Source organism: Modestobacter sp. VKM Ac-2978, assembly GCF_026968025.1.
In the GTDB taxonomy this organism is placed as follows: domain Bacteria; phylum Actinomycetota; class Actinomycetes; order Mycobacteriales; family Geodermatophilaceae; genus Modestobacter.
The window spans coordinates 220,406-246,308 of the sequence record NZ_JAPVBP010000010.1; the positions used below are offsets into that span (position 1 = coordinate 220,406).

At 74.5% G+C, this 25,903-nt stretch carries 26 protein-coding genes; 12 read left to right on the forward strand and 14 right to left on the reverse strand.

Translation table 11 applies throughout. The annotated features are described in order from the left end of the window. Positions 1-14: 14 nt before the first annotated feature. Positions 15-1,085, reverse strand: a complete 1,071-nt coding sequence (locus O2W53_RS21920) for a sugar ABC transporter substrate-binding protein (RefSeq protein WP_269165185.1) — start codon at positions 1,083-1,085, stop codon at positions 15-17. 253 nt (positions 1,086-1,338) lie between these two features. On the opposite strand from O2W53_RS21920, the gene O2W53_RS21925 reads away from it, so the two are divergent. After that, positions 1,339-2,544, forward strand: a complete 1,206-nt coding sequence (locus O2W53_RS21925) for a thiolase family protein (protein ID WP_269165186.1) — start codon at positions 1,339-1,341, stop codon at positions 2,542-2,544. After that, positions 2,541-4,619 (forward strand): 3-hydroxyacyl-CoA dehydrogenase NAD-binding domain-containing protein, encoded by a 2,079-nt coding sequence (locus O2W53_RS21930; protein ID WP_269165187.1) that lies wholly within the window; start codon positions 2,541-2,543, stop codon positions 4,617-4,619. The genes O2W53_RS21925 and O2W53_RS21930 overlap by 4 nt, the downstream gene beginning before the upstream one ends. 108 nt (positions 4,620-4,727) lie before the next feature. Here the strand turns inward: O2W53_RS21930 and O2W53_RS21935 are convergent, their stop codons facing one another. Beyond that, a complete protein-coding gene (locus tag O2W53_RS21935) occupies positions 4,728-5,132 on the reverse strand; it encodes a VOC family protein (protein ID WP_269165188.1) in 405 nt (134 codons plus the stop codon). A gap of 76 nt (positions 5,133-5,208) precedes the next feature. Here O2W53_RS21935 and O2W53_RS21940 point away from each other — a divergent pair, with 76 nt between their 5' ends. After that, positions 5,209-5,799 (forward strand): TetR/AcrR family transcriptional regulator, encoded by a 591-nt coding sequence (locus O2W53_RS21940; RefSeq protein ID WP_269165189.1) that lies wholly within the window; start codon positions 5,209-5,211, stop codon positions 5,797-5,799. A gap of 55 nt (positions 5,800-5,854) precedes the next feature. Here O2W53_RS21940 and O2W53_RS21945 read toward each other — a convergent pair whose 3' ends face one another. The 3 genes from O2W53_RS21945 to O2W53_RS21955 all read right to left on the reverse strand — a co-directional run bounded on the left by O2W53_RS21945 (position 5,855) and on the right by O2W53_RS21955 (position 8,537). Continuing rightward, positions 5,855-6,145 (reverse strand): thiamine-binding protein, encoded by a 291-nt coding sequence (locus O2W53_RS21945; RefSeq protein ID WP_269165190.1) that lies wholly within the window; start codon positions 6,143-6,145, stop codon positions 5,855-5,857. Then, positions 6,142-8,067 (reverse strand): 1-deoxy-D-xylulose-5-phosphate synthase, encoded by a 1,926-nt coding sequence (dxs, locus tag O2W53_RS21950; protein ID WP_269165191.1) that lies wholly within the window; start codon positions 8,065-8,067, stop codon positions 6,142-6,144. Before dxs ends, O2W53_RS21945 begins: the two co-directional genes overlap by 4 nt. A gap of 101 nt (positions 8,068-8,168) precedes the next feature. Further along, entirely contained in the window at positions 8,169-8,537 is a 369-nt protein-coding gene (locus tag O2W53_RS21955; RefSeq protein WP_269165192.1) for a hypothetical protein, read from the reverse strand. Between the two features lie 96 nt (positions 8,538-8,633). Between O2W53_RS21955 and O2W53_RS21960 the strand changes: the two genes are divergently transcribed. Further along, positions 8,634-9,287: a class I SAM-dependent methyltransferase gene (locus O2W53_RS21960; protein WP_269165193.1), complete on the forward strand. Its 654-nt coding sequence runs from the start codon at positions 8,634-8,636 to the stop codon at positions 9,285-9,287. Here O2W53_RS21960 and O2W53_RS21965 read toward each other — a convergent pair. Then, positions 9,263-9,532, reverse strand: a complete 270-nt coding sequence (locus O2W53_RS21965) for a hypothetical protein (RefSeq protein WP_269165194.1) — start codon at positions 9,530-9,532, stop codon at positions 9,263-9,265. The genes O2W53_RS21960 and O2W53_RS21965 overlap by 25 nt on opposite strands. 243 nt (positions 9,533-9,775) lie before the next feature. On the opposite strand from O2W53_RS21965, the gene O2W53_RS21970 reads away from it, so the two are divergent. Together O2W53_RS21970 and O2W53_RS21975 are read left to right on the forward strand one after the other, a co-directional pair. Then, positions 9,776-9,913 (forward strand): hypothetical protein, encoded by a 138-nt coding sequence (locus tag O2W53_RS21970; protein ID WP_269165195.1) that lies wholly within the window; start codon positions 9,776-9,778, stop codon positions 9,911-9,913. A 100-nt stretch (positions 9,914-10,013) separates the two neighbouring features. Further along, complete coding sequence (locus tag O2W53_RS21975; protein WP_269165196.1) at positions 10,014-11,009, forward strand: TAXI family TRAP transporter solute-binding subunit; 996 nt, start codon at positions 10,014-10,016, stop codon at positions 11,007-11,009. Here the strand turns inward: O2W53_RS21975 and O2W53_RS21980 are convergent. After that, the gene (locus tag O2W53_RS21980) at positions 10,973-12,406 is read right to left on the reverse strand and encodes a HAMP domain-containing sensor histidine kinase (protein WP_269165197.1); all 1,434 of its coding nucleotides are present in this window, start codon (positions 12,404-12,406) and stop codon (positions 10,973-10,975) included. The genes O2W53_RS21975 and O2W53_RS21980 overlap by 37 nt on opposite strands. A 16-nt stretch (positions 12,407-12,422) precedes the next feature. Continuing rightward, positions 12,423-13,121 (reverse strand): response regulator transcription factor, encoded by a 699-nt coding sequence (locus O2W53_RS21985; protein ID WP_269165198.1) that lies wholly within the window; start codon positions 13,119-13,121, stop codon positions 12,423-12,425. Positions 13,122-13,329: 208 nt separating this feature from the next. Between O2W53_RS21985 and O2W53_RS21990 the strand changes: the two genes are divergently transcribed. From O2W53_RS21990 to O2W53_RS22005, 4 genes are read left to right on the forward strand one after another with little or no spacing between them, the layout of a single operon-like run. Beyond that, positions 13,330-15,453 (forward strand): TRAP transporter permease, encoded by a 2,124-nt coding sequence (locus tag O2W53_RS21990; protein WP_269165199.1) that lies wholly within the window; start codon positions 13,330-13,332, stop codon positions 15,451-15,453. Further along, on the forward strand, positions 15,450-16,460 hold the full coding sequence (locus O2W53_RS21995; RefSeq protein ID WP_269165200.1) for a TAXI family TRAP transporter solute-binding subunit: 1,011 nt from the start codon (positions 15,450-15,452) through the stop codon (positions 16,458-16,460). Before O2W53_RS21990 ends, O2W53_RS21995 begins: the two co-directional genes overlap by 4 nt. 3 nt (positions 16,461-16,463) lie before the next feature. Then, positions 16,464-17,366 carry a dihydrodipicolinate synthase family protein gene (locus O2W53_RS22000; RefSeq protein ID WP_269165201.1) on the forward strand — a complete coding sequence of 301 codons (903 nt, stop codon included), beginning with the start codon at positions 16,464-16,466 and terminating at the stop codon, positions 17,364-17,366. Next, positions 17,366-18,139: an SDR family oxidoreductase gene (locus O2W53_RS22005; protein WP_269165202.1), complete on the forward strand. Its 774-nt coding sequence runs from the start codon at positions 17,366-17,368 to the stop codon at positions 18,137-18,139. Before O2W53_RS22000 ends, O2W53_RS22005 begins: the two co-directional genes overlap by 1 nt. Positions 18,140-18,154: 15 nt before the next feature. Here the strand turns inward: O2W53_RS22005 and O2W53_RS22010 are convergent, their stop codons facing one another. Both O2W53_RS22010 and O2W53_RS22015 read right to left on the reverse strand, forming a co-directional pair. Further along, complete coding sequence (locus O2W53_RS22010) at positions 18,155-19,375, reverse strand: class I SAM-dependent RNA methyltransferase (protein WP_269165203.1); 1,221 nt, start codon at positions 19,373-19,375, stop codon at positions 18,155-18,157. 76 nt (positions 19,376-19,451) lie between these two features. Beyond that, the gene (locus O2W53_RS22015; protein ID WP_269165204.1) at positions 19,452-21,482 is read right to left on the reverse strand and encodes an APC family permease; all 2,031 of its coding nucleotides are present in this window, start codon (positions 21,480-21,482) and stop codon (positions 19,452-19,454) included. Between the two features lie 190 nt (positions 21,483-21,672). Between O2W53_RS22015 and O2W53_RS22020 the strand changes: the two genes are divergently transcribed. Continuing rightward, entirely contained in the window at positions 21,673-22,341 is a 669-nt protein-coding gene (locus O2W53_RS22020) for a potassium channel family protein (protein ID WP_269165205.1), read from the forward strand. Beyond that, positions 22,341-23,009 (forward strand): potassium channel family protein, encoded by a 669-nt coding sequence (locus O2W53_RS22025; RefSeq protein WP_269165206.1) that lies wholly within the window; start codon positions 22,341-22,343, stop codon positions 23,007-23,009. Before O2W53_RS22020 ends, O2W53_RS22025 begins: the two co-directional genes overlap by 1 nt. Positions 23,010-23,034: 25 nt before the next feature. Here the strand turns inward: O2W53_RS22025 and O2W53_RS22030 are convergent, their stop codons facing one another. The 4 genes from O2W53_RS22030 to O2W53_RS22045 are packed head-to-tail and all read right to left on the reverse strand — an operon-like array spanning position 23,035 to position 25,903. After that, the gene (locus O2W53_RS22030) at positions 23,035-23,850 is read right to left on the reverse strand and encodes a DUF3159 domain-containing protein (RefSeq protein WP_269165207.1); all 816 of its coding nucleotides are present in this window, start codon (positions 23,848-23,850) and stop codon (positions 23,035-23,037) included. A 48-nt stretch (positions 23,851-23,898) separates the two neighbouring features. Further along, positions 23,899-24,300: an OB-fold nucleic acid binding domain-containing protein gene (locus O2W53_RS22035; RefSeq protein ID WP_052091504.1), complete on the reverse strand. Its 402-nt coding sequence runs from the start codon at positions 24,298-24,300 to the stop codon at positions 23,899-23,901. Then, entirely contained in the window at positions 24,297-25,094 is a 798-nt protein-coding gene (locus tag O2W53_RS22040; protein ID WP_269165208.1) for an alpha/beta hydrolase family protein, read from the reverse strand. Before O2W53_RS22040 ends, O2W53_RS22035 begins: the two co-directional genes overlap by 4 nt. Next, complete coding sequence (locus tag O2W53_RS22045; RefSeq protein WP_269165209.1) at positions 25,091-25,903, reverse strand: DUF3710 domain-containing protein; 813 nt, start codon at positions 25,901-25,903, stop codon at positions 25,091-25,093. The genes O2W53_RS22040 and O2W53_RS22045 overlap by 4 nt, the downstream gene beginning before the upstream one ends.

Below are 25,903 nucleotides of genomic sequence, written 5' to 3' on the forward strand. Positions count from 1 at the left end.
TGCTGGCAGGTGGACTACTGGATGCCGAGCTCGGTGCAGGCGGCGGCGTACTCACCGGTGCACAGGTCGGCGGCGTCGACGTAGCCGTCGTCGACGACCTCCTTGACGTTGTCCCGGAAGACCGAGACCGGGTCCAGCAGCACGGCCGGGACGGTGCGGTCGCCCTCGACGTCCTCCACCTCGCCGTCGACCTCCGGGGTCTCACCGTTGACCAGGGCCACCGCGAGCTCGGCCAGCGCGGTGGCCTCCGCCTCGATCGGCTTGTAGACGGTCATGCACTGGTTGCCGGCCAGGATGTTCTGCAGGCCCTCGGTGGTGGCGTCCTGCCCGGTCACCGGCACGGTGCCGGCGACGTTGTTGCGGCCCAGGATGGAGATGACCGCGTTGGCGAGGCCGTCGTTGGCGGCCAGCACGCCCTGGATGTCACCGCCGGCCTGGGTGTACATCTGCTCGAAGATCGTCGCGGCCTGCTGGTTGTCCCACTCGGGCACGGCCTGCTCGGCTGCAACCGTGTACTGGGTCATCGGGTCGAGGACCTCGTGCGCGCCCTCGGAGAACAGCGTGGCGTTGTTGTCGTCCGGCGACCCGTTCAGGAACGCGATGTTCGCAGGCTCGTCGCCGAGGCACTGGGCCAGGCCCTCGCCCTGCAGGCGGCCGACCTCGGTGTTGTCGAAGGAGACGTAGTAGTCGGACTCCCCACCGAGGGTGAGCCGGTCGTAGTCGATCGTCTGGACGCCCTGCTGCTCGGCCTGCCGCTGGATGGCGGCGCCGGAGGCGGAGTCCAGGTTGACGATCGCCAGGACGGTGACCCCACCGGTGATCATCTGCTCGGCGATCGTCGCCATCCGCTGGGCATCGCCCTGCGCGTTCTGGATGTCGGCCTCGACGCCGGCCTCCTCGAACGCGGCCTCCAGCAGCGGGGCGTCCGCGCTCGCCCAGCGCGCCGAGGACGCGGTGTCGGGGAGGATCACCCCGACCTTGCCGGCGGCCTCGCCGCCGCCACCGCCACCGCCACCGCCGCCGCCGTCGTCGTCACTGCCGCAGGCGGCCATCGAGAAGACGAGTGAGGCTGCGAGAGCAGTCATCAGGGTGCGCTGTCGCGCCATGTTCGACCTGCCGTTCCTTCGTTGGATCCGGGAGATTTCCGGAAGTGATCGTTTACTGCCTCGGGTGTGACCGCAAGCACATGGCGGCACTGTTGCCGGACCGTGATCTAGAACCGGCCGGTCACCCCGGAGGGTGTGGAGCCTGCGGTTACCAGCGGGTAACTTCGCGGTGCCGCCCTGTCCGGGGCGGCACCGAGCTCATCGCGGAGGTCCTGTGTCATCTGGAGAGCGGTTGCCACGCCAACTGCGTGAGGTCGTCTTCGTCGACGGCGTGCGCACCCCGTTCGGCAAGGCGGGTCCGGCGGGCATCTACGCCGAGACCCGCGCCGACGACCTCGTCGTGCGCTGCATCCGCGAGCTGCTGCGCCGGAACCCGTCGCTGCCGGCCGAGCGGGTCGACGAGGTCGCCATCGCCGCCACCACCCAGATCGGCGACCAGGGCCTGACCATCGGCCGCACCGCCGCACTGCTGGCCGGGCTGCCGAAGAGCGTGCCCGGCTACGCCATCGACCGGATGTGCGCCGGGGCGATGACCGCGGTGACGACGACGGCCAGCGGCATCGCCTTCGGCGCCTACGACGTCGCGATCGCCGGCGGCGTCGAGCACATGGGGCACCACCCGATGGGCGAGGGCGTCGACCCGAACCCGCGGTTCGTCAGCGAGAAGATCGTCGACGGCTCCGCGCTGGTGATGGGCTCGACCGCGGAGAACCTGCACGACCGGTTCCCGCACCTGACCAAGGAGCGGGCCGACGCCTTCGCCCTGGCCAGCCAGCAGAAGTACGCCGCGGCGGTGGCCGCGGGCCAGATCGGCCCGGAGCTGGTGCCGGTGGCGACCCGCTCGGCCGACGCCGGCTGGGGCCTGGCCACGGTCGACGAGCCGCCACGGCCGAACACCACGCTCGAGGGCCTGTCGACGCTGAAGACGCCGTTCCGCCCACACGGTCACGTCACCGCCGGCAACGCCGCCGGGCTGAACGACGGCGCGACCGGGTGCCTGCTCGCCGCCGAGGAGGTCGCCGAGGAGCTGGGGCTCGACGTCGGCATGCGGCTGGTCGGCTTCGGCTTCGCCGGGGTCGAGCCCGAGGTGATGGGCGTCGGGCCGATCCCGTCGACGGAGAAGGCGCTGGCCCGCACCGGGCTGTCGATCACCGACATCGGCCTGTTCGAGCTGAACGAGGCCTTCGCCGTCCAGGTGCTCGCGTTCCTGGACCACTTCGGCATCGCCGACGACGACGCGCGGGTCAACCCGTGGGGCGGCGCGATCGCCGTGGGTCACCCGCTGGCCTCCTCGGGCGTGCGGCTGATGACGCAGCTGTCCCGGCAGTTCGCCCAGCGACCCGACGTCCGCTACGGCCTGACCGCCATGTGCATCGGCATCGGCATGGGCGGCACCGTGATCTGGGAGAACCCGAACTGGGAAGGGGCTGCGGCATGAGCGCCGTCTTCGCCGACGAGGTCGTCACCCGTGCGCTGGTCCGGTACCTGCGGGTGCCCGGGCTGGCCGGGGAGCTCGCGCTGATCACCCTGGACAACGGGCACGACCACACCCGGCCCTCCACGTTCGGGCCCGGCGGGCTGGCCTCGCTGGACGCCGCCCTGGACGAGATCGCCGCCCACTCCCCCGCCCCGGCTGCCATCGCCGTCACCGGGAAGCCGTTCATCTTCGCCGTCGGCGCCGACCTCTCCGGCGTCCCGTCGATCACCTCGGCCGCCGACGCCCGGGAGATCGCCGAGACCGGGCACCGGGTGTTCCGCCGGCTCAAGGAGTCGACGATCCCGACGTTCGCGTTCGTCAACGGCGCGGCGCTCGGCGGCGGCCTGGAGCTGGCGCTGCACTGCCACCACCGGACGATCGCCAGCACCGCCGTCGTGGCCTTCCCCGAGGTCTTCCTCGGCCTGGTGCCCGGCTGGGGCGGCACCCAGCTGCTCCCGGAGCTGATCGGGATCGACGCGGCGGTCACCGTGATCGTGGAGAACGCGCTGGCGCAGAACAAGGTGACCCCGGCGCCGAAGGCCGCGAGGCTGGGCATGGCCGACGCGGTGTTCGAGCCGGCCGACTTCCTGGAGCGTTCGCTGGCGTGGGCGGCCGGGGTGCTCACCGGGGACGTCGCCGTCCGCCGTCCCGAGGTCGACCGGACGGCCTGGGACGACGCGATCTCCCGCGCCCGGCAGCTCGTCGCTGCCCGCACCCGCAATGCGTCCCCCGGGGCGCTGCGTGCGGTGGAGCTGCTCGACCTGGCCCGGGCCGGCGACGCCGGCTTCACCACCGGGACGGCGGCCGAGGACGACGCGCTCACCGACCTGCTGATGAGCGAGGAGCTGCGGGCCGGCCTGTACGCCTTCGACCTGGTCAACAAGCGGGCCAAGCGCCCCGCGGGTGCGCCGGACCGCAAACTGGCCCGGAAGGTGACGAAGGTCGGCGTCGTCGGTGCCGGGCTGATGGCCTCCCAGCTGGCGCTGCTGTTCGCGCGCCGGCTCGAGGTGCCCGTGGTGCTCACCGACGTCGACCAGGCCCGCGTCGACAAGGGCGTCGGCTACGTGCACGGCGAGCTGGAGAAGCTGGCCGGCCGCGGGCGGCTCTCCCCCGACGCCCTCAACCGGCTGAAGGGCCTGGTCACCGGCTCGCTGGACAAGGGCGCCTTCGCCGACGCCGACCTGGTGATCGAGGCGGTGTTCGAGGAGCTGTCGGTCAAGCAGCAGGTGTTCGCCGAGGTGGAGGCGGTGGTCTCTGCCGAGTGCGTGCTGGCGACCAACACCTCGGCGCTGTCCGTGACCGAGATGGCCGCGCGGCTGCAGCAGCCCGAGCGGGTCGTCGGCCTGCACTTCTTCAACCCGGTCGCCGTCCTGCCGCTGCTGGAGGTGGTGCGCGCCGAGCGCACCGACGACGCCACGCTGGCCACCGCCTTCGCCGTCGGCAAGGCGCTGGGGAAGTCCTGCGTGCTGGTCGCCGATGCCCCGGCGTTCGTGGTCAACCGGCTGCTCACCCGGTTCCTCGGCGAGGTCACCGCGGCCGTGGACGCCGGCACGCCGGTGGCGGTCGCGGAGACGGCGCTGGAGCCGCTGGGCCTGCCGATGACGCCGTTCGAGCTGCTCACGCTGGTCGGTCCGCCGGTCGCGCTGCACGTGGCGGAGCGGATGCACGAGGCCTTCCCCGACCGCTTCGGCGTCGGCGCGGGGCTGCGTCGGATGGTCGAGCTGGGCAAGACCTCCGTCTTCACCGAGCCCGGCGTCATCGACACGGAGCTGGCCGGCATCGACGCGGGTGACTCGCCGCTGACCGCCGACGAGCTGCGCTCCCGGGCCGAGCGGGCGCTGGCCGAGGAGATCGGGCTGATGCTCGACGAGGGCGTCGTCCAGGCCGTGCAGGACATCGACCTGGCGATGCTGCTCGGCGCCGGCTGGCCGTTCTGGCTGGGCGGGATCAGCGCGTACCTCGACCGCGCCGGGGTGTCGGAGGCCGTCACCGGTCAGCGGTTCCTCCCGAGGGGCGTGGCCTCGCTCCCCGCGTAGTCGGCGGTCGCCGGCCCCACCTCCCAGGTGCCGACCTCACGTCGCAGCGTGAGGTCGGCACCCGGGGCGCGAGGACGGCGACCACGGGCCACCCCGGCAGGTCCTGCGTCAGCGGAACTGCTCGACGAACTCGCCCTCCGGCGGGATGGGCGTGATCACGTCCACCAGCACGCCGTCCGGACCGGACACGATGAAGTGGCGCTGGCCGAACGGCTCGGAACGCAGCGGTAGGACGGCGGTCAGCCCACCCTCGACGACCATCCGCTGGTGCTCGGCGTCCACGTCGTCCACCTCCACGTTCAACAGCACCCCGGCGGCGGGGCGGCCCCGGTGCGTCGCCGGCACGGTCGGGTGGTCCGCGGCCAGCACGGCGAGCTCCCACTGATCGCGCCGGAGGCTGACGTACCAGTCCGACTCGAAGGTCGGCTCGAACGCCAGGTGCTCGCGGAAGAAGCGCGCCGACCTGTCGAGGTCAGCGCTCATCAAGACGGGGTACACGCTGGTCAGTGCCATCTCGGCTCCTTACGTACACTGTGTCTGTAAGTGCAGCGACCCTATACGTACAGCGTGTACGTCACAAGGAGGAACCGTGCCGCGCCGTTCCCGCGCCGAGAGCGACGCCACTGCAGCGCGCGTGCTCGAGGTCGCCGCCCAGCTGTTCGCCCGGGATGGTTACGCCCATGTCGGCCTCGAACTCGTCGCGACCGAGGCCGGCGTCACCCGTGGCGCGGTCTACCACCACTACGCGGGCAAGTCGGCGCTGTTCCGCGCGGTGCTCAGCCGCCTGCAGGAAGGCGTCGCCGAGGCGGTCGCCCGCGCCGCCCAGGCGGCGGACGACCCGTGGAGTGGCCTGGAAGCCGGTTGCCGCGAGTTCCTGACGGCGAGCTCGGGCCCGGCCACGCGGCGCATCCTGCTCGTCGACGCACCCGCGGTGCTGGGGTGGGCCGAGTGGCGCGCCATGGACGCCGTGCACTCCGGCCGACTGCTCGAGGACGCCCTCACCGAACTGGCCGCCGCCGGCGCCATCGGTGCACACCCGGTCGCCGCGACGGCGGCGCTGCTGTCCGGGGCCATGAACGAGGCGGCACTGTGGATCGCCGCCAGCCCCGACCCCACCGCGGCGACCAGCGACGCATGGCTGCCGCTGCAGGCGATGCTCCGAGCGCTGCGCACCGACTGAGCCGGCCTGCCCGCGGCGGTCCCGCCACGGGCAGTGCGAGCCGGACGGGCAGGGCTCAGCGGAACTTGTGGGTGAGGCTGTCCATCGTGCGGTCCACCGAGGCGATCTTCACGTGCGAGATGCCGCCCTTCGCGCCCGCGGCGACCATCGCCTCGTGCGCTGCCCGCAGGGTCGCCCACACCGTGTCGGCGTCGCCCTCCAGCGTGGTGCCCAGCGCGCCGACCTCGGAGCGCAGCCCGGAGGCCTGGATCACCCGGATCGCGGCCTCGACGAAGGCGTGCGGGTCGTCCGGGGTGCCAGGCGGCGACGGCGCGACCTGGATCTCGGCAATGACGGTGCCGCTCACTGCTGACCCTCGGCGCCCTCGGGCTGCGGCACGGTCGGCGCCGCGGCGCGGTCGGCGACGCGGGCGGCCCACTCGACGATCCGGCGGGCGACGTCCTGCTCGGTGAGGCCGACGTCGGCCAGCACCTGACCGCGGCTGCCGTGCTCGAAGAACTGCTGCGGCAGGCCGAGCGTGCGCACCGGCACGTCGCAGTCGGCGTCCTGCAGCGCCTGGGAGAGCAGCGTGCCCACACCGCCGGCCCGGCCGCCGTCCTCGACGGTGACCACCAGCCGGTGCTCGCCGGCCAGCGCGACCAGCTCGTCGGCGACCGGCATCACCCAACGCGGGTCGACGACGGTGACCTCGATGCCGTGGTCGGCGGCGCGCTCGGCGACCGCGAGGCACATCGGCACCAGGGAGCCGACGGCGACCAGCAGCACCTCGGGGGTCGTGCCGCGACGCAGCACGTCGACCCGGCCGCGCCGCTCGATCGCCGGTACCTCCGGCGGCAGCGCGCCCTTCGGGAACCGGATGACGGTGGGCCCGTCGGAGACCTGCACCGACTCGCGGAGCGCCTCGCGCATCGTCGCCTCGTCCCGCGGCGCCGCCAGCTGCAGCCCGGGGACGATCGAGCAGATCGACATGTCCCACATGCCGTTGTGCGAGGCGCCGTCGGAGCCGGTCACGCCGGCCCGGTCGAGCACGAGGGTGACCGGCTGGCCGTGCAGCGCGACGTCCATCAGCAGCTGGTCGAAGGCGCGGTTCAGGAACGTCGAGTAGATGGCGACGACGGGGTGCAGGCCACCCATCGCGAGCCCGGCGGCCGAGGTCAGTGCGTGCTGCTCGGCGATGCCCACGTCGTAGGTGCGCTCCGGGAACCGCTCGGCGAACGGGGCGAGACCGGTCGGGTGCAGCATCGCCGCGGTGATCGCCACGACGTCGGAGCGCTCGGTGCCGATCCGCACCAGCTCGTCGGCGAAGACGTCGGTCCACTCCGGGCCCTTGGCGGCCGAGGAGAGCCCGCTGTCGGGCTCGAAGACGCCGGTGGAGTGCCAGGCGTCGATGGTGTCGGTCTCCGCCGGCGGGTAGCCGAAGCCCTTGGTCGTGACGGCGTGTACGATGACCGGCCCGCCGAAGGAGCGGGCCCGGCGCAGCGCCGACTCCATCATCTCCACGTCGTGGCCGTCGACCGGGCCGACGTACTTCATGCCGAGGTCCTCGAACATGCCCTGCGGGGCCAGGACGTCCTTGAGCCCCTTCTTGATCGCGTGCAGCGCGTCGTAGAGCTTGGTGCCGACGACGGGTGCGCGGTGCAGGGCCTGCCGGACGGCGGCCAGCGCCTCCTCGTACCCGGGGCGCAGCCGCAGCGTGGCGAGTGCGTCGGCCACCCCACCGATCGTCGGGGAGTAGGAGCGGCCGTTGTCGTTGACCACGATGACGACGGGGCGGTCCTGCGCGGCGGCGATGTTGTTCAGCGCCTCCCAGGCCATGCCGCCGGTGAGCGCGCCGTCGCCGATCACCGCGACCACGGGCCGGACGTCACCGCGGACGGCGAAGGCCTTGGCCAGCCCGTCGGCGTAGGACAGCGACGTCGAGGCGTGGCTGTTCTCCACCCAGTCGTGCTCGCTCTCGGCCCGGCTGGGGTAGCCGGACAGCCCGTCGCGCTGGCGGAGCTGGGCGAAGCCGTCGAGCCGGCCGGTGAGCAGCTTGTGCACATAGGCCTGGTGCCCGGTGTCGAAGACGATCGGCTCGCGCGGGGACTCGAAGACCCGGTGGACAGCGATGGTCAGCTCGACCGCGCCGAGGTTCGGGCCCAGGTGCCCACCGGTCTTGGCGACCGCGGCCACCAGAGCGTCACGGATCTCGCCGGCCAGCACCGGCAGCTGGTCGGGGCGCAGTGCCCGGAGGTCCGCGGGCCCGGTCAACGAGCTGAGCAACGACACGACGGGGCAGGGTCCTCTCGACGTCGGCGCGTCCGGTGGGGCGCAACCGGTGAAAGTCCACTGTAACGGCGAACCGGCGACCTGCCCGGCGGGAGACGGACCTAGAGCCGGGGCACCCAGCGTTCGCCGCGCAACGCCCCGGCGACCACCTCGACCCCGCGCGCGGCCCGGGTGAGCCGGGCACCCTCCCGCTCGTAGGCGCTGATCGCGGCCTCCATCGCCTCCGGCGGGAGCTGGTCGGCGAGCTCCACCCGGACGGTGCGCCAGCCGGCCCGCGCCGCTTCCAGCCCCGCGGCGACGTGGTCACCGGCGAACCGGGCCAGCAGCACCGGGTAGCGGCGCAGCACCTCGTGGGACCGGTAGTCCGGTGGCACCAGGTCGAACAGCCAGCTGACCGCGGTCCGCTCCCAGTCCGGGGCGCCGGGCGGCCGGACCTCGTCCGGCCAGCCCGGGGGCAGTGCGACGTCCACCCGGCCAGTGTGCGCCGAGGCCCCGTCCGCCTCGACCGCGGATCGCACATGTGTTCGAAGCGTGACCTGTCGGTGTCGCGTCGTACCGTCCGCGGCGTGACCGAGCCCCCTGGTGAGCTGGCGGAGACCCGAGCGGCCTACGACACCGTCGCCGTCGACTACGCGGCGCTGCTCCGCGACGACCTCGCCGGCAGTCCGGTGGACCGGGCGGTGCTCGGCCTCTTCGCCGAGCTGGTGCACGCCGGCGGCGGTGGTCCGGTCGGTGACCTCGGCTGCGGCCCGGGACGGGTCACCGCCCACCTGGCCGGCCTCGGGCTGGACGCCTTCGGCGTCGACCTCTCCCCCGGCATGGTCACCGTCGCCCGGCGCACGCACCCGGAGCTGCGCTTCGACGTGGGGTCGCTGACCGCCCTCGACCTGCCGGACGGCGACCTCGCCGGGGCGCTCGCCTGGTACTCGGTCATCCACACGTCGCCGGCGCGACAGCCCGCGGTGTTCGCCGAGCTGGCCCGGGTGCTGCGACCAGGTGCGCCGCTGGTGATCGCGTTCCAGGCGGGTGCGGACGAGCCGGTCCACCACCGGCAGGGCTACGGCCACCCGATCTCGCTGCACGGCTGGCGGCTGGACCCTGCCCGGGTCGCCGACCGGCTCGCCGCCGCCGGGCTCCCCGTGCGGACCCAGGTGCTGCGCGAACCCGAGCCACCGCACGAGAGGACCCGGCAGGCCTACCTGCTGGCCGTGCGGTCCTGACCCGACGCGGGCAGGTCCCCGGAGGCGCCGCGCAGGTCCCACAGCCGGAGGCCGACCACCGCGGCGAGCAGGCTCCCCAGAGCCACCGACAGCCAGTCGCCGTCGACCGCGTTGCTGACGGTGACCAGGACGAGGAACACCAGCGCCGCGGCCCAGAACCCGCGACTCACCGGGCGCACCAGCAGCCAGGCGTACGCCGAACGCGCCCAGCCGGCCGACCGCTCGCCACCCGTCGGATCAGCCACCGCACCAGCCTAGGCAGAGCGAGCCGGGCTGGCCCTCTCCCACGACTGGTGGGACGCGCCGGCACAGGCCGACGGACCGGCCCGGACCACCCACCACGCCCGAGTGAGAGCCGACCGGATCGCGGTACGGGAGACGCTCGCGACCGCCGATACCAGTCGTGACCCAGGACACACGGATCGACTGACGGGCCGGCCTGGGGACCGCCTGGCCCGCACGCACTCGGCAGCACTGGAGGTTCTGACGTGACCACCTACCGCAACGTCCGTGACCTGCTCACCGAGGCCGTCCACGAGGCGTTCCTGCTCGCCGACTTCCTCATCCGCAAGGCCGATGACCGGTGGGTCCTGCCGCGCGAGGACACCAGCCGCAGCCCTCTCTGACCCTCCCTCAGCCGCGCGCTCCCCGGCCGGGGGGCCGCGCGGCTAAGGTCGGCGCCGGCCGGCACGGGCGCCGACCGCGCGGCAGGAGGAGTGGCATGTGGTGACCAGCGGCCGAACCCGCGGCCGGCTGGCCGGAGCGGCCGCCGCGGTGGCCGTGCTCACCGGGACCGTGCTCACCGGCTGCGCGACGGACCCGGACGTCGCCGACCCACCCGCCGAGCTGGTCGTCGCCGCGGGCGAGTCCTCCGGGGTGTACTACCGCTACGGGCTGGGCCTCGCCGACGCCTTCGGTGCCGAGCTCCCGGACACAGCCGTCACCGCCGCGGTCACCAGCGGGTCGGTGGACAACATCGAGCGGCTGGCCACCGGCGACGCGGCGGTGGCCTTCGCGCTGGCCGACACCGCCGCCGAGGCCGCCGCCGGCACCGGCCCCTTCGACGCACCGGTCTCCCTCCGGGCCATCGCCCGGCTCTACACCAACGCGGTGCACGTCGTCGTCGCAGCCGGGTCCCCCGCCCAGCGGGTGTCCGACCTCGCCGGCCAGCGGGTGTCGGTGGGCGCCCCCGGTTCAGGCACCGAGGTGACGGCGCTGCGGCTGCTCGCGGTCGCCGGGGTGTCCGGTGACCGCGCCGTCCGCACCCAGCGGCTGGGCGTGCAGGAGTCGGCCGGCGAGCTGGCGGCGGGCCGGCTGGACGCCTTCTTCTGGTCCGGCGGTCTGCCCACCGACGGGGTCCAGGACCTGGTCGACAGCACCCCGGTGCGGCTGCTGCCCACCGACGACCTGCTGGTCGGCATGCGCGCCGACCACGGTGAGTACGTCGTCGAGCAGACGATCCGGGCCAGCGTGTACGGCCTGCCCGCCGACGTGCCGGGCATCGGCGTCCCCAACCTGCTGCTGGTGCGGGCGGACATGCCCGACGACCTCGCCGAGACGCTCACCGCCGCGCTGTTCGCCGCCCAGCCGGACCTGGTCGGCGCCCACCCGGCGGCGCGGCACCTGGACCAGCGCAGCGCCATCACCACCGCCCCGGTGCCGCTGCACCCGGGGGCGGCCGCCTACTACCGGGCCGCCAAGCCCGGCGTCAGTGGCGGCTGAGCCGCCGGAGCCGGCCGGACGGGCGACGGTGCCGCGTCCAGCCGGGGCAGCCGGACGGCGACGCACAACCCGTGCGGCCGGGCCGGGGAGACGGCGAGCCGGCCACCGCAGCGTTCGGTCAGCGCCGTCGCGATCGCCAGCCCGAGCCCCGAGCCGGGGACGTTCTGCTGGTCGGGCGCGCGCCAGAAGCGGCGGGTCGCCACGGCGCACTCCTCGGGGGTGAGCCCCGGCCCGTCGTCGACCACCCGGACCTCGACCTCGGCGTCCCCGGTCAGCTCGACCTGGACGTCGACGGTGCCGCCGCGGGTGAAGCGCAGCGCGTTGGACAGCACGGCGTCGAGCACCTGGTCCAGCGCACCTCGCGGGGCCAGCACCCAGCAGGTGCCGGCGCCGGTCAGCAGCACCTCGGTGTTCCCGGCGGCAGCGGCGTCGCTCCACATCCGCAGCCGGTCCCGGACGCACTCGCGCACGTCCACCGCCACCAGCGGGCTGGCGTCGTCCTCGGCCCGGGCCATGGCGAGGGTGTCGTCGAGCACCTGGGTGAGCCGCTCGATCTCCGCCATCGCCAGGCGGTGGTCCGCCCGAGCGCCGGGCACCAGCCCGGCCTCCAGCGCGTCGACCCGCAGCTGCAGCGCGGTGAGCGGGTTGCGCAGCCGGTGCGAGACGTCGGCGACCAGGGCCCGCTGCTGTGCGCTGGAGGTGCGGATCGCCTCGGCCATCCGGTTGAAGTCGGCGATCAGCCGACGCAGCTCCGGGGGCCCGGGGCCGACCTTCGCGCGGGCGTCGAGGTCGCCGGTGGTGAGGGTGTGCACGGCGTCGTCCAGCCGGTGCACCGGGCGCAGGATCCACCGGGACAGCGGTGCGGTCGCCAGCGCCACCAGCGCCAGCGCGAACAGCCCCGCGGCGGCCAGCAGCGCCCAGTGGACCACCACCTGCTGCACCACCCGATCGGTCGGCGACACGGTGACCACGGCGCCGGCCACCTCGCTGCCGCGCAGCACCGGCTCGGCGACGGCGACCGGGGCCGTCCGCCACGGCAGGACGGTGGGCGGCGGGCTGGACCGGCGGCCGGCCAGCGCCTGCCCCATGCTGTCCGCCGCGGCGGCCTCGGGTGCGTCCGGCGCCGAGCTGAGCAGCAGTTCCCCGTCCGGGCCGTGCACCTGCACCAGGACGCCGTAGAGCTCGCCGTACGCCCGCAGCTCCGGCTGCAGGGTCCGCACCGCGTCCCGGGCCAGCGCCGGGGCGGCGAGGCGGGCCAGCCGGGAGGTGTCGCCGGTGCGGTCGATGAGCAGCTCCTGGGTGCGGGCCTGCGCGTAGCTGGCGGCCAGCGGCACCTCCACGGCCAGCAGCAGCACGGCGACCAGGCCGAGGAAGAGCGCGATCAGCCGGCGCCGCACCGGGCCACCTCCCGGCTCACGGCAGCGGGACGGCGGCGCGCATCCGGTAGCCGACGCCGCGGACGGTCTCGATCAGCTCCGGGTCGCCGAGCTTGGCGCGCAGCGTGGCCACGTGCACGTCGAGGGTGCGGGTCGAGCCGAACAGCGTCGCGCCCCAGACCCGGTCCAGCAGCGTCTCGCGGGAGCAGACGGTGCCCTGGGCGCCGGCCAGCACGACGAGCAGGTCGAACTCCTTGCGGGACAGCTTCAGCTCGCCCCCGGCCAGGGTGACCCGCCGGGCGCCCGGGTCGACCTCGAGCGCACCGTGACGCAGCACCGGCGCCGCCGGCGGCTCGGCGAGCGCGACCGGCGGGGACGGGGCCGCGCGGTGACTGCGGCGCAGCACGGCCTCCATCCGCGCCAGCAGCTCGGCACTGCTGTAGGGCTTGACGACGTAGTCGTCGGCCCCGGCCCGCAACCCGGCGATCCGCTCCCGCTCCTCTGCCCGCGCCGTGACCGCGATGATCGGCACGTCGACGACCCGGCGCAGCGCCCGGCAGACCGCCAGCCCGTCCATGTCGGGCAACCCCAGGTCCAGCAGCACGAGGTCGACCGCGCGAGGCACCAGCGCCTCCTGCCCGGAGGACACCCGCTGCACCAGCACCCCGTGCCGGCGCAGCACGTCGCCCAGCGCCGCCGCCACGCGGTCGTCGTCCTCGACCAGCAGGACCCGCACATCCCCTCCTCCGCGCTCCCGGGGGCCCGGCGACGTTAGGAGGACGTCAAGTCCTCGCCCGACGCTGGGCTCCGACGTCGAATGCTGTCACGGTCCCTCCGAGAAACGTGAGGGAGGCCACACCGTGTCCGTGCAGGGAACCGACGCCGGGAGCCCCGGCGAGCGAGCCGTCGGCTCGACGCCGGCACCTCCAGCCACGCCATCGCCCGTGGCCACGCCATCCCCGGGGGCGACAGCATCGCGCCCGGGCAGCGAGCCCACCGAGGAGCCGGCCCGGCCCGGCGCGCTGGGCGACGTGCCCGCCGAGGCCGATGCGGAGAAGCCGGCCCGGGTGCTCACCGGGCCGCTCCGGCTCGCCGTGAGCGTGGTAGCGGCGCTGCTCTCGGTCTACGCGCTGTGGAACGTCTTCTTCCCGGTGCCCGCACTGCAGTACCGGATCATCTTCCTCGCCGTCGTCCTGCCGCTGACCTTCCTGCTCTACCGCCCCGCCGTCCGGGTGCTGCGCGGCAGGAGCGAGGGCCCCGACCGGCCCAGCGTGCTGGACTGGGGCCTGGCGGCTGCGTCGCTGTTCGTGGCGATCTGGCCGCTGCTCGCCGGCTTCGACGCCTACATCTCCCGCGGCTTCCGGCCGCTGGTCATCGACGTGGTCTGCGGACTGGCGCTGTGCGCGCTGGTGCTGGTGGCGACCTGGCGGACCGTCGGCCCGGTGCTGCCGGTGATCTGCCTGCTGTTCATCGGCTACGCCTACCTCGGCGACCTGATCCCCAACGGCTGGCTGATCGGCCACCGCGGCTACGACTACCCCCGGCTGACCTCGCAGTTCGTGATGGGCACCGAGGGCCTGTACGGCGTGCCGCTGGACGTCGCGGCCACCTACATCATCCTGTTCACGATCTACGGGGCGGTGCTGGAGTTCTCCGGCGCCGGCCAGTTCTTCATCGACATCAGCTTCGCGGCCTTCCGCCGGTCGCGGTCGGCGCCGGGCCGCACGGTCACCCTGGCCGGCTTCCTGCTGGGCACCGTCTCGGGGTCCGGGACCGCGACCGCGGTCAGCCTGGGCAGCGTCGCCTGGCCCATCCTCAAGAAGGCCGGCTACCCGCGCGAGTCCGCCGGTGGTGTGCTGGCCGCCGCCGGGATCGGGGCGATCCTCTCCCCGCCGACCCTGGGCGCGGCCGCCTTCATCATCGCCGAGCTGCTCCGGGTCTCCTACCTGCAGGTGCTCGGCTACGCGCTGATCCCGACGCTGCTGTACTACCTCGGCATCTTCCTGGCGGTGGAGTTCGACGCCCGCCGGTTCGGCGTCCGCGAGGTGCCGCTGCAGCGGCAGAGCTTCTGGCGGCTGCTCGGCCGGTTCGGCTACCACTTCAGCTCGCTGTTCGTGATCGTGCTGCTGCTGGCGCTGGACCAGTCCGCGTTCAAGGCCGTCGTCTACGCCACGGCGCTGGCGTTCCTGCTGTCGTTCCTGGACCGCAGCCGGCGGATGACCCCGCCCCGGGTGTTCGACGCGCTGGCCAAGGGGGCCGCCGGCGTCCTGCCGGTCGCGGCCACCACGGCTGCCGCGGGGCTGATCGTGGCGGTGCTGACGCTCACCGGGCTCGGCCTCGACCTGTCCTCGATCATCGTCGACCTGGCCGGGCTGGTCTCCAGCAACGCGACCGCCCAGCTCATGGTCACCTGCGTGCTGGCCGCTCTCGCGGTGCTCGTGCTCGGGCTGGCGGTGCCGGTGACGGCCTCGTTCATCATCGCCGCGGTGGTCATCGCCCCGGCGCTGACCTCGCTGGGCGTGGCCACCCCCGAGGCCTACATGTTCATCTTCTACTACGCGGTGCTCTCCGAGGTGAGCCCGCCGACGGCGCTGGCCGCCGTCGCCGCCGCCGCGATCACCGGCGGCAACGCCTACAAGACGATGATCATGACGGGCAAGTACACGCTGCCCGCCTTCCTCGTGCCGCTGGCCTTCGTGCTGACCAGCAACGGCCAGGGCCTGGTCGGCGAGGGCGGGCTGGGCACCGTGGTGTTCGCGACCGCCGTGTCCGCACTCGCCGTCGCCGCCCTCGCCGTCGTCACCGGCAAGTGGCTGATCGGCCCGGCCCGGGCGCCGGAGCGGGTGCTCGCCCTCGCCGCCGCGCTCCTGCTGCTGTACCTGGAGACGACCACGGTGCTGATCGGCCTGGCCGCGCTCGTGCTCGCCGTGCTGGTGCACCTCGTCGGCCTCCGCAGGCACCCCGCTCCCCCGACCCCCCAGCCGCCCCCCGACGACGGGCCGGAGACGGCCCCGCCGTCCGCCACCCGGAACGCACCGCCCATCCCGACCCAGGAGGTCACCTCGTGAGAAGGCCCCGCACCCCCGTCCTGCTCGCCGTCGCATCAGCCACCGCACTCGCCCTCGCCGGCTGCGGCGAGGCCGGTGGTGGCGGTGGCAGCTCCGCCGAGGGCGAGAGCGCCGGCTGCGCCGAGCCGGCCGGCGGTGGCCGGCTCTCCATCGCCACCGGCAACACCACCGGCGTCTACTACATCCTCGGCGGCGGCATCGCCGCCGTGCTCACCGACCAGGTCGAGGGCACCGAGGCGACGGCGGAGGCCACCAACGCCTCGGCGGAGAACATCCGGCTGGTCTGCGCCGGTGACAGCGACATCGGCTTCTCGCTGGCCGACACCGCCGCCGACGCGGTCAACGGCGAGGCCGGGTTCGCCGGCGAGCCGCAGTCGGTGCAGGCGCTGGCCCGGATCTACAGCAACTACACCCAGGTCTTCGTCCGCGCCGACGCCGGCATCGAGTCCATCGCGGACATGGCCGGCAAGACGGTCTCCACCGGGTCGCCGAACTCCGGCACCGAGGTGATCGCCACCCGGCTGCTGGAGGTCAACGACCTGGGCACCGGCGACGTCGACCAGCAGCGGCTGGGCCTGCCGGAGAGCGTGCAGGGCATGAAGGACGGCTCGATCGACGCGCTCGTCTGGTCCGGCGGCCTGCCCACCGGCGGCATCACCGACCTGGTCACCTCGATGGGCGAGGACGTGGTGGCGCTCCCGCTGGACGAGGAACTGCCCAAGATGCAGGAGGCCTACGGCGAGGCCTACACCGAGGGCAGCATCCCGGCCGACACCTACGGCCTGCCCGAGGACGTCGCCACGATCGCCGTCCCGAACCTGCTGGTGGTCAGCGACGCCATGCCGGAGGACGTCGCCCAGGACGTGACCCGGGCGATCTTCGAGAACCTCGACGACCTGGCCGCGGTGCACCCGGAGGCGGAGAACATCTCCGCGGAGACCGCCACCGACACCGGCGACGTGCCGCTGCACCCGGGCGCCGAGGCCTACTTCGAAGAGCAGGGCTGAGGCGTGGGCGACGTCGCACTGGCACCGGGCGTGTGGGGGGTGCTGGCCACCCCGTTCCGCGGGCCGGCCCTGGAGGTCGACCGGGACAGCCTGACCCGGCTCGCCGGGCACCTGGAGAGCGCCGGCGCCACCGGGCTGACCGTGCTGGGGGTGTTCGGGGAGGCGGCCCGGCTGTCGGTCGCCGAGCGTCGGGCGGTGCTCGGCGCGGTGGTCGACGCCGTCTCGCTGCCGCTCGTGGTCGGTGCGACGTCGCTGGCCACCGCACCGCTGCTGGACGAGGTCCGGATGGCCCAGGAGGTCGCCGGCGACCGGCTGGCGGCGGTCATGGTGCAGGTGCACTCCCCCAGCGCCGACGTGCTGCGGGCGCACCTGCAGGCGGTGCACGACGCGACCGGGGCGGCCGTGGTGGTGCAGGACTACCCGGTGGCCAGCGGCGTGCGGATCGGCGGGGACGACCTGGTGCGGGCGCTCACCGGCCTGTCGTTCGTCGCCGCGGTCAAGGCGGAGTCCCCGCCCACCGCGGCCGCCGTCGCCGGCCTCACCGCGCGGCTGGACGTCCCGGTGTTCGGCGGCCTGGGCGGGCTCGGGCTGCTCGACGAGCTCGCCGTCGGTGCGGCCGGGGCGATGACCGGGTTCTCCTTCCCGGAGGGCCTGGTGGCCTGCACCCGAGCGTTCGCCACCGACGGGTTCGCCGCCGCCCGCGAGGCCTTCCTGCCCCACCTGCCGCTGATCGCCTTCGAGCAGCAGCCGGGCATCGGACTGGCCATCCGCAAGGAGTGCCTGCGGCGTCGTGGGCTGGTCGCCGAGGCGGCGGTGCGGCCACCGTCGCCACCGATGCCCGCGGCGCTGCGCGACCAGCTGGTGCGCCAGGTGGACGCGCTCGCCGTCCCGGCCGGGGTGCGCTGATGGACCTCGGACTGGACGGGCGCACCGCGGTGGTGGCGGCCTCGACCGGCGGGCTGGGCGAGGCGGTGGCCCGGGCGCTGGCAGCGGAGGGCGCCCAGGTCGTGGTCGCCGGCCGGCGCGGGGACCGGGCGCAGCAGATCGCCGCCGAGCTCCCGCGCGCCGTCGGCGTCGAGGTGGACCTGACCGCCGCCGACGGGCCTGCCCGGCTGGTGGCCGCCGCCGAGTCGGCCTTCGGGCCGGTGGACGTCGCGGTGCTCAACGGGCCCGGCCCCCGGCCCGGTCGGGCGGCCGACCTCACCGACGACGACGTCACGGCGGCGGTCGACGCACTGGTGGCCCCGCACCGCCGGCTGGTCGCCGCGGTGCTGCCCGGCATGCGGGAACGCGGCTGGGGCCGGGTGCTGGCCGTCGGCTCCAGCGGGGTCGCCGCGCCGCTGCCCAACCTGGCGGCGTCCAACCTCGGCCGGGCGGCGCTCGCCGCCTGGCTCAAGACACTGGCCGCCGAGGTCGCCGCCGAGGGGGTGACGGTGAACCTGCTGCTGCCCGGGCGGATCGCCACCGACCGGGTGGCCGAGCTGGACCAGGCAGCGGCCGGCCGCACCGGGCAGTCGCTGGAGGAGGTGCGGGCCGCGTCGCGGGGCACGATCCCGGCGGGGCGGTACGGCCGCCCCGCCGAGTTCGGCGCGGTCGCGGCGTTCCTGTGCAGCGACGCCGCGAGCTACGTCACCGGCACGGCGCTGCGCTGCGACGGCGGCCTGGTGCGCAGCCTCTGACCTGCTGGTCCCGGCTCAGGCCGGGACCAGCAGGGCGACGCACTCCACGTGGGCGGTCATCGGGAAGCAGTCGAACGCCCGCAGCTCCGCCAGCCGGTAGCCCGCCTCGGCGAACGCGGCGACGTCGCGGGCCAGGGACGCGGGGTCGCAGGCCACGTAGACCACGGCGCGGGCACCGGCACCGGCGAGCACCCGGCTGACGTCCTGCCCGGCACCGGCCCGCGGCGGGTCCAGCACGACGACGTCCGGCCGGCCGAGGTCGCCGAGCAGCTCGGTGAGCCCGGGAGCGTCCACGTCGCCCTGCCAGACCTCGGCCTGCGGCAGGTCGGCGAGGTTCGCGTCGGCAGCGGCGCAGGCCGCGGCGTCGGACTCCACGCAGACCACCCGGCCCGCGGCGCCCACCCCGGGCGCCAGCGCCCCACCGAACAGGCCGGCACCGGCGTAGAGGTCCAGCACCGTCTCCCCCGGCTGCACCGCGGCGAAGCCGAGGACGGCGCCCACCAGCGCGTCGGCGGCGGCCGGGTGCACCTGCCAGAAGCCGGTGCCCTCGACCTCCCAGTCCCGGCCACCGGCGGTCCGCTGCGCCCGCCCGGCCGGCTCCTCGGGCACCTCGGCGCCGGGCCGCAGCACCTGGGTCTCCAGCGGCCGGCCGCGGCGGTCCAGCGTCGTCGTCGTCACCACACCGGCCGAGTCGAGGGCGACGTCCACGGCACCGGCGTCCAGCCAGCGCCGGGCCAGCACCGCCTGGGCGGCGGGCTCGGCGGTGATCGGGCAGTCGTCGAGCGGGACGACGTCGTGCGAGCGGTGCCGGCGCAACCCGGGCGAGCCGGTGCGGTCGACGGCGAACCGGGCCCGGGACCGCCAGCGCAGCGGCCCACCCGGCAGCGCCTCGACGGTGACGTCGACGTCCAGCCCGGCGAGCCGGGACAGCTGCTCACGGACGACGTCGGCCTTGAGCCCGAGCTGGCCGGCGTGGCTGACGTGCTGCCAGTCGCAGCCCCCGCACCGCCCGGGGCCGCTGTACGGGCAGGGCCGCTCGACCCGGTCCGGCGCCGGCTCCAGCACCTCGACGGCGTCGCCGCGGCAGAAGCCCTTCTGCCGGTCCTCGGTCACCTCGACGACGACCCGCTCGCCGGGCAGCGTGTGCCGGACGAAGACGACGCGACCCTCGTGCCGGGCCACACAGTGCCCGCCGTGCGCCACCGGGCCGACGGTCACCTCGAACCGACGACCCACCCAGCCCAGTCCCTTCGGCCCCGCTTCAGGGGCCCGCCGCGAGCCTGCGAGTGGTGGGGGGAAGCGGGGTCCTTTGTCAGCCATACGGCGTCTGCTCGGTCTCGGACGTCAGGCCGCGCCGCAGGTCGCCGGGGGCCGGACCGCTGCCGTTCCCGCCCTCCCGGTCCTGGGAGCCCTCCAGCTGCCACGGCACGCTGGTGATCATGACCCCGGGCAGGAACTGGAGCCGGGTGCGCAGCCGCAGCGCGCTCTGGTTGTGCAGCAGGTTCTCCCACCAGTGGCCCAGCACGTACTGCGGCACGAAGACCACGACCAGGTCCCTCGGGCCGGTGCGCCGGATGTCCTTGACGAAGTCCAGGACGGGGCGGGTGATCTCCCGGTACGGCGACTCGAGCACCGTCAGCGGCAGCGGGATGTCGTAGCGCTCCCAGTCCCGTTGCAGCGCGCGGGTGTCAGCGTCGTCGACGTTGACCGTCAGGGCGGTCAGCACGTCGGGCCGGGTGGCTCGGGCGAAGGCCAGCGCCCGCAGCGTCGGCTTGTGGACCTTGGAGACCAGGACGACGGCGTGCACCCTGCTGGGCTTGGTCCGCGCGTCGCTGTCGGGCACCAGCTGCGCGGCCACCTGCGAGTAGTGCCGGTTGATCGCCCGCATCAGCAGGAAGATCACCGGCATCGCCGCGAGCACGATCCAGGCCCCACCGACGAACTTGGTCACCACGACGATGAAGAGGACGACGCTGGTCAGCGTGCCGCCGATGGCGTTGATCAGCCGGGAGCGCTGCATGCGACCGCGGGCGGCGGGCTCGGTCTCGCTGCGCAGCTCGCGGTTCCAGTGCCGCACCATGCCCCACTGGCCGATCGAGAAGCTGGTGAACACGCCCACGATGTACATCTGGATCAGCTGGGTGGAGTCGGCCTCGAAGACGATCAGCAGCAGGATCGCGAAGCCGGCGAGCAGCAGGATCCCGTTGCTGTAGACCAGCTTGTCGCCGCGGGTGTGCAACTGGCGGGGCATGAACCGGTCCTGCGCGAGCACCGAGCCCAGCAGCGGGAAGCCGTTGAACGCCGTGTTGGCCGCCAGGACCAGCACCAGCGCCGTCGCCGCCTGGACGAGGTAGAAGCCGATGGAGTCCGCGCCGCCGAAGGTCGCCGCCGCCACCTGCGCGATCACGGTCCGCTGCGGCTGGTTCTCGCAGTCGAAGCCCACCAGGTCGCAGGCGTTCTCCACGTACTTCACGTCCGCCAGCAGGGCCATCGCCGTGACGCCGGCGAACATCGTGGCCGCGATGCCGCCCATCAGCGCCAGCGTGGTCGCCGCGTTCCGGCTCTTCGGTGGGCGGAACGCCGGCACGCCGTTGGCGATCGCCTCCACCCCGGTGAGCGCCGTGCACCCGGAGGCGAAGGCCCGCAGCACGAAGAAGATCAGCGCCAGGCCGGTCACCTGCTCGTAGCCCGGTTCGGGCTGGATCGCGTAGCCCGCGCTCTCGGCCACCACGTCGCCGCCGGTGACGAGCTCCCGGATCAACCCCGTGCCGATCATCACCAGGATGCAGGCGATGAACGCGTACGTCGGGAAGGCGAAGGTCTTCCCCGACTCCCGCACCCCGCGCAGGTTCACCGCCACGAGCAGGGCCACCAGGACGACGGAGATGAGGACGCGGTGCTCGGCGAGCTCCGGGAACGCAGAGATGATGTTGTCCGTGCCGGAGCTGACCGACACCGCGACGGTGAGCACGTAGTCGACGAGCAGCGCGCTGGCGACGACCAGGCCGGCGAACTGGCCGTGGTTCTTCATCGCCACCTCGTAGTCGCCGCCGCCCGAGGGGTAGGCGTGCACCACCTGGCGGTAGGAGAGGACGACGACGGTCAGCAGCACGACCACGAGCGCGGCCAGCCACGGGGTGAGGAACAGGAACGTCGTCCCGGCCAGCGTCAGGAAGATGAGGATCTCCTGCGTCGCGTAGGCGACGGAGGAGAGCGGGTCGCTGGCGAAGATCGGCAGTGCGAGGTGCTTGGGCAGCAACGACTCACCGGCGCGGTCGCTGCGGACCGGCCGGCCGAGGACGAGCCGTTTCGGGAGTTGTCCGAGGTCGGACAGGCTTGGCACGGCGGCGATGGTACGGACGCGCAGCCCACCGTTGGGGCGTGACGGGGCGACCTCACTCACACGGGCTGCCGACTCGGCGATCCGGCCCCTGCTGTGCCGCGACGGGCCCACTTCGGGTGTACGTTCGCGCGCTGTACGCCCCGGCGGTCCGCAGGGGCGGCACGGATGCAGCGGACGGGGTGGGACACAGGTGCACGTGGTCGTGATGGGCTGCGGCCGCGTCGGCTCGGCGATCGCCCGGCGACTCGAGGCGATCGGCCACAGCGTCGCGGTGATCGACCAGGACCCCGAGGCCTTCCGCCGGCTCGGTCCCGAGTTCGGCGGCCGCCAGGTGACCGGGCTCGGCTTCGACCGGCAGACCCTGCTGGACGCCGGCATCGACTCCGCCGGCGCGTTCGCCGCCGTGAGCAGCGGGGACAACTCCAACATCATCGGCGCCCGGGTCGCCCGCGAGACGTTCGGCGTCGAGCACGTCGTCGCCCGGATCTACGACTCCAAGCGGGCCGAGGTGTACGAGCGGATGGGCATCCCCAGCGTCGCCACCGTGCCGTGGACGGTCGGCCGGCTGATGCGTGAGCTGCTCTCGGTGAAGGTGACCGAGATCTGGCGGGAGCCCACCGGCAAGGTGCTGCTCATGCGGATCACCGTCACCGACGGCTGGGTCGGCCGGCCGCTGGCCGAGCTGGAGAACGCCTCCGGCTCCCGGGCGGCCTGGTTGGTGCGCTTCGGCGAGGCCCAGCTCATCACCCCGACCACGGTGCTGCAGACCGGCGACCACCTCGTCGTCGCCGCCACCGACGACCTCACCGAGCGCGTGCACCAGGCCGTCGAGCAGGGTCACACCGGAGGGCAGCGCTGATGCGCGTGGCCATCGTCGGGGCCGGCGCGGTCGGCCGGTCCATCGCCACCGAACTGCTGGGCAACGGCCACGCCGTGATGCTCATCGAGAAGAACGGCTCCCGGGTCAAGCCCCGGTCGGTGCCGGGCGCCGAGTGGGTCCAGGCCGACGCCTGTGAGGTCTCCTCTCTGGAGGAGGCCCAGCTGGCCACCTGCGACGTGGTCATCGCCGCCACCGGGGACGACAAGGCCAACCTGGTCGTCTCGCTGCTGGCCAAGACCGAGTTCGCGGTGGCCCGCGTGGTGGCCCGGGTCAAGGACCCCCGCAACGAGTGGCTCTACACCGAGTCGTGGGGCGTGGACGTCGCCGTGTCGACCCCCCGGGTGCTCGCCGCCCTGGTGGAGGAGGCGGTCACGGTGGGCGACGTCGTCCGGCTGATGAGCTTCCGCAAGGGCGCGGCGAACCTGGTCGAGATCACCCTCGCCGACGACACCCCGTGGGTGGGCCGGCCGGTGCGCGAGGTGCCACTCCCCCGGGAGACCGTGCTCACCACCATCCTGCGTGGCGACCGGGTCATCGCCCCCGATCCCGACGAGCCGCTCGAGGCCGGGGACGAACTGCTGTTCGTCGCCCACGGCGACATCGAGGAGCAGCTGCAGTCGATCATGTGCCCCGACGGGAGCTGTTGAGCGCACCACCCCGCATCGGGGGCCGTCAGGCGGTGGGGCGGTCCTCGGGCTCCGCGGGGTCCTCGACGAGCGGCGGCTCCGAGCGGTGCCGGTGCAGCCGGGCCACCACCCACAGGGTCACCACGAGCTGGGCGGCGGTCAGCGGCAGGCCCAGCACCAGCGAGGACGTCGCGAGCAGCTCGACCTCGTCGCGCAGGTAGAAGAAGCCCTGCACAGCGGCCCGCAGCAGGAACACCGCCGCCCACAGCACGGTCAGCCAGCTGTAGGCCCGCAGCATCCGCGGGTCCTCGCGCCAGTGCCGCTCCGGCTCGGGGTCCGGAGCCCGCGGGCCGGGCGCCACCGGCACGGTGGCGCCGCCCTCCACCGGCACGGGCGTCGCGGCCGGGTCCCGGCGCGCGCGACCGCGCAGCGTGGGCAGCCGGTGGGCGGACATCGCCCCCAGGTGGCTGGGCGCCAGGAACTCGGCGATCACCCCCACCAGGGGACGGCGGAAGAGGATCGAGCCGAGCAGGATCACGGCGATCGCGGCGCCGCGCACGATGCCCAGCACGAAGAAGTCCCGGGCCTGCCCGGAGTACGCGGTGATCGCCACGGCGACGGCGACGGCGAACAGCCCGCTGACGGCCTGCTGGATGCCCTCCCGGCGGACCAACCGCAGCAGGAAGACCAGCACCGCGGCGACCAGGGCTGCCCAGATGCCGACGGTCAGGCCGCCCACGGAGTTGGCCACGATGAACGCGATCGTGGGCAGCGAGGCATCGAGCATGCCGCGCCAGCCACCCAGCTGGTCCAGCACCAGGTGCCGGTCGAAGGTCACTCCCCCGCGATCGGGCTCGCTCACCGCTGGGTCCCGCCGGGCCGTCCGGTCATGCCCGCACCGACGACCGGGTCACCCGGCGCTCAGCTCGTACCAGGGGTTGTAGATGACCTGCCGGCCCTCGAAGGCCGCGAAGCGCCCGCGCGCGGTGAGCCGGCGACCGGGCTCGATGCCGGGGATCCGGCGGCGGCCCAGCCAGACCAGCGTGACCGACCCGGAACCGTCGAAGAGCTCGGCCTCCAGGGTGGGCACCGTCTCGCGCGGGGTGTAGACGACCGACTTCAGCCGGCCGGTGACCGTCACGACCTCGCCCTTGCGGCAGGCGCTGACCGCCGAGCAGCCGGCGGACGCCACCCCGGAGCGGAGCTCCTGGGCGTCCACGGTCCGGTCGTCGGCGGTGAGCTTCTGGAGCTTGCGGGACAGCCAGCCCCGCGCGCCGGGCTCCGTGGAGGCACCGGTCCTGGTCTCGGTCACGATCCCAGGGTAGTGCGGCCGGCGGCCGCTGTCCGACGGTCGGCCAGCCAGTCGACGGTGCGTCGCCAGGCCGCACCGGAGACGTCGATCACGGCCATGTGGTCACCGGGGACGACCGCCACCTCGACGGTGTCCCCGACCGCGGCCGCCGCGGCGGCGAACCGCCGGCTCTGGTCCAGCGGCACGGACGTGTCCTCCTCCCCGTGCACGCACAGGACCGGCACCCCGGTCGGCAGCAGCCGCACCGGGTCGGCCGCGGCGTACCGGTCGGGCAGCTCCGCCGGCGTGCCGCCGAGGAAGCCGACCGTGGCCCCGTCCCCGAGGTCGGCGGCGACCGCCGCACCCAGGTCCAGCACGCCGGCCTGGGCGACGACTGCGCTGACCGGCACCCGCGGGTCGGCCCCCGGCGCCCCGGCGGGCAACCGGCCGCGGCCCGCGGTCCACGCCGCGAGGTGCCCGCCCGCGGAGTGGCCCAGGACGGTGACGTCACCGAGGTCCAGGCGCGCCGCGGACGGCACGTCGGGCAGGGCGTCCACCGCAGCGGCGACGTCCTGGAGCGTGGTGGGCCAGCCGCCACCGGCACCGACCCGGCGGTACTCGACGGCCACCGCGGCCCACCCGCGGGCGGCGAGGTCGGCGGCCAGCGGACGGGCCAGCTCGATGCCGTAGCGGGCCCGCCAGAAGCCGCCGTGCACCACCACCACGACCGGCGCCGGGCCGTCGCCGGCCGGCAGGGACACCTCCACGAACTGGTCGGGCCCGGGGCCGTAGTCGTGCCGGACGGGCTCGGTCACCCGGCTGTCCCCGGCTCGGTGGGCGGCGTGACCGGGGACGCCGCCGGTGGCGTCGTCGGAGGTGCGGCCGGTGGCGTCGTCGGAGGTGCGGCCGGTGCGGCGGGCCGGCGGGCGACCGGCCGCGCGGCCTGGCCCGCGGCCTGCCGGCGGGCGACCTGCTGGGCTGCCTGCGGGGGCAGCGTCAGGGGGAGCTGTTCGCGCACGGGCATCGGCTCCGGCCCGCGGACGACGACGACGGACCGGAACGCCGCCTCCAGCGGCGCAGCCGCCTCCGGCGTGGCGGCCGCGGAGCCGCTGATCATCCCGCGGAGGAACCACCGGGGGCCGTCGACGCCCAGGAAGCGGGCGGCACGGCGCACCGGCTTCGGTGCCCCGGTCTCCCCCGCCTGCGGTGGCGCCGCGACCAGGATCGACCCGACCAGCTCAGGGCCGAACGGCCCGTCCACCTCGGTCAGCCGGCCGCCCTGCCCGCTCGCCCCGCGAGCGAGCTCGGCGCGCACGTCGTCCCAGAGGCCGCCGGCACGCGGGGCGGCGAACACCGACAGCTGCAGCAGCGAGTCGCCGGCCCGGAGGCTGGCCCCGACCACCTTCTGCTGGGCGTTGACGTCCACCCGCAGCTCCATGCCGGGGAGGGCCGGCAGCCGGAGGGCCCCGAGGTCGACGCGCGGCCGACCGTCCTCCGGGGCGTCGGCCTCGTCCCACGGCCCGTTGGTCGCTGTCTCCTCCCGCTCCCGCACCTGGGGTTCCGGGGGCACGCCCCGCTCGCGCAGGCTGCGGTCGATCCGGTTGCGTCGACGTCCGAACGGCAT

Coding starts and splice junctions, on each gene's coding strand:
- O2W53_RS21930 (WP_269165187.1), top strand. CDS start 2,541: ATGAGCGCCGTCTTCGCCGACGAGGTCGTCACCCGTGCGCTGGTCCGG.
- O2W53_RS22045 (WP_269165209.1), bottom strand. CDS start 25,903: ATGCCGTTCGGACGTCGACGCAACCGGATCGACCGCAGCCTGCGCGAG.
- O2W53_RS22005 (WP_269165202.1), top strand. CDS start 17,366: ATGGACCTCGGACTGGACGGGCGCACCGCGGTGGTGGCGGCCTCGACC.
- O2W53_RS21920 (WP_269165185.1), bottom strand. CDS start 1,085: ATGACTGCTCTCGCAGCCTCACTCGTCTTCTCGATGGCCGCCTGCGGC.
- O2W53_RS22025 (WP_269165206.1), top strand. CDS start 22,341: ATGCGCGTGGCCATCGTCGGGGCCGGCGCGGTCGGCCGGTCCATCGCC.
- O2W53_RS21935 (WP_269165188.1), bottom strand. CDS start 5,132: ATGGCACTGACCAGCGTGTACCCCGTCTTGATGAGCGCTGACCTCGAC.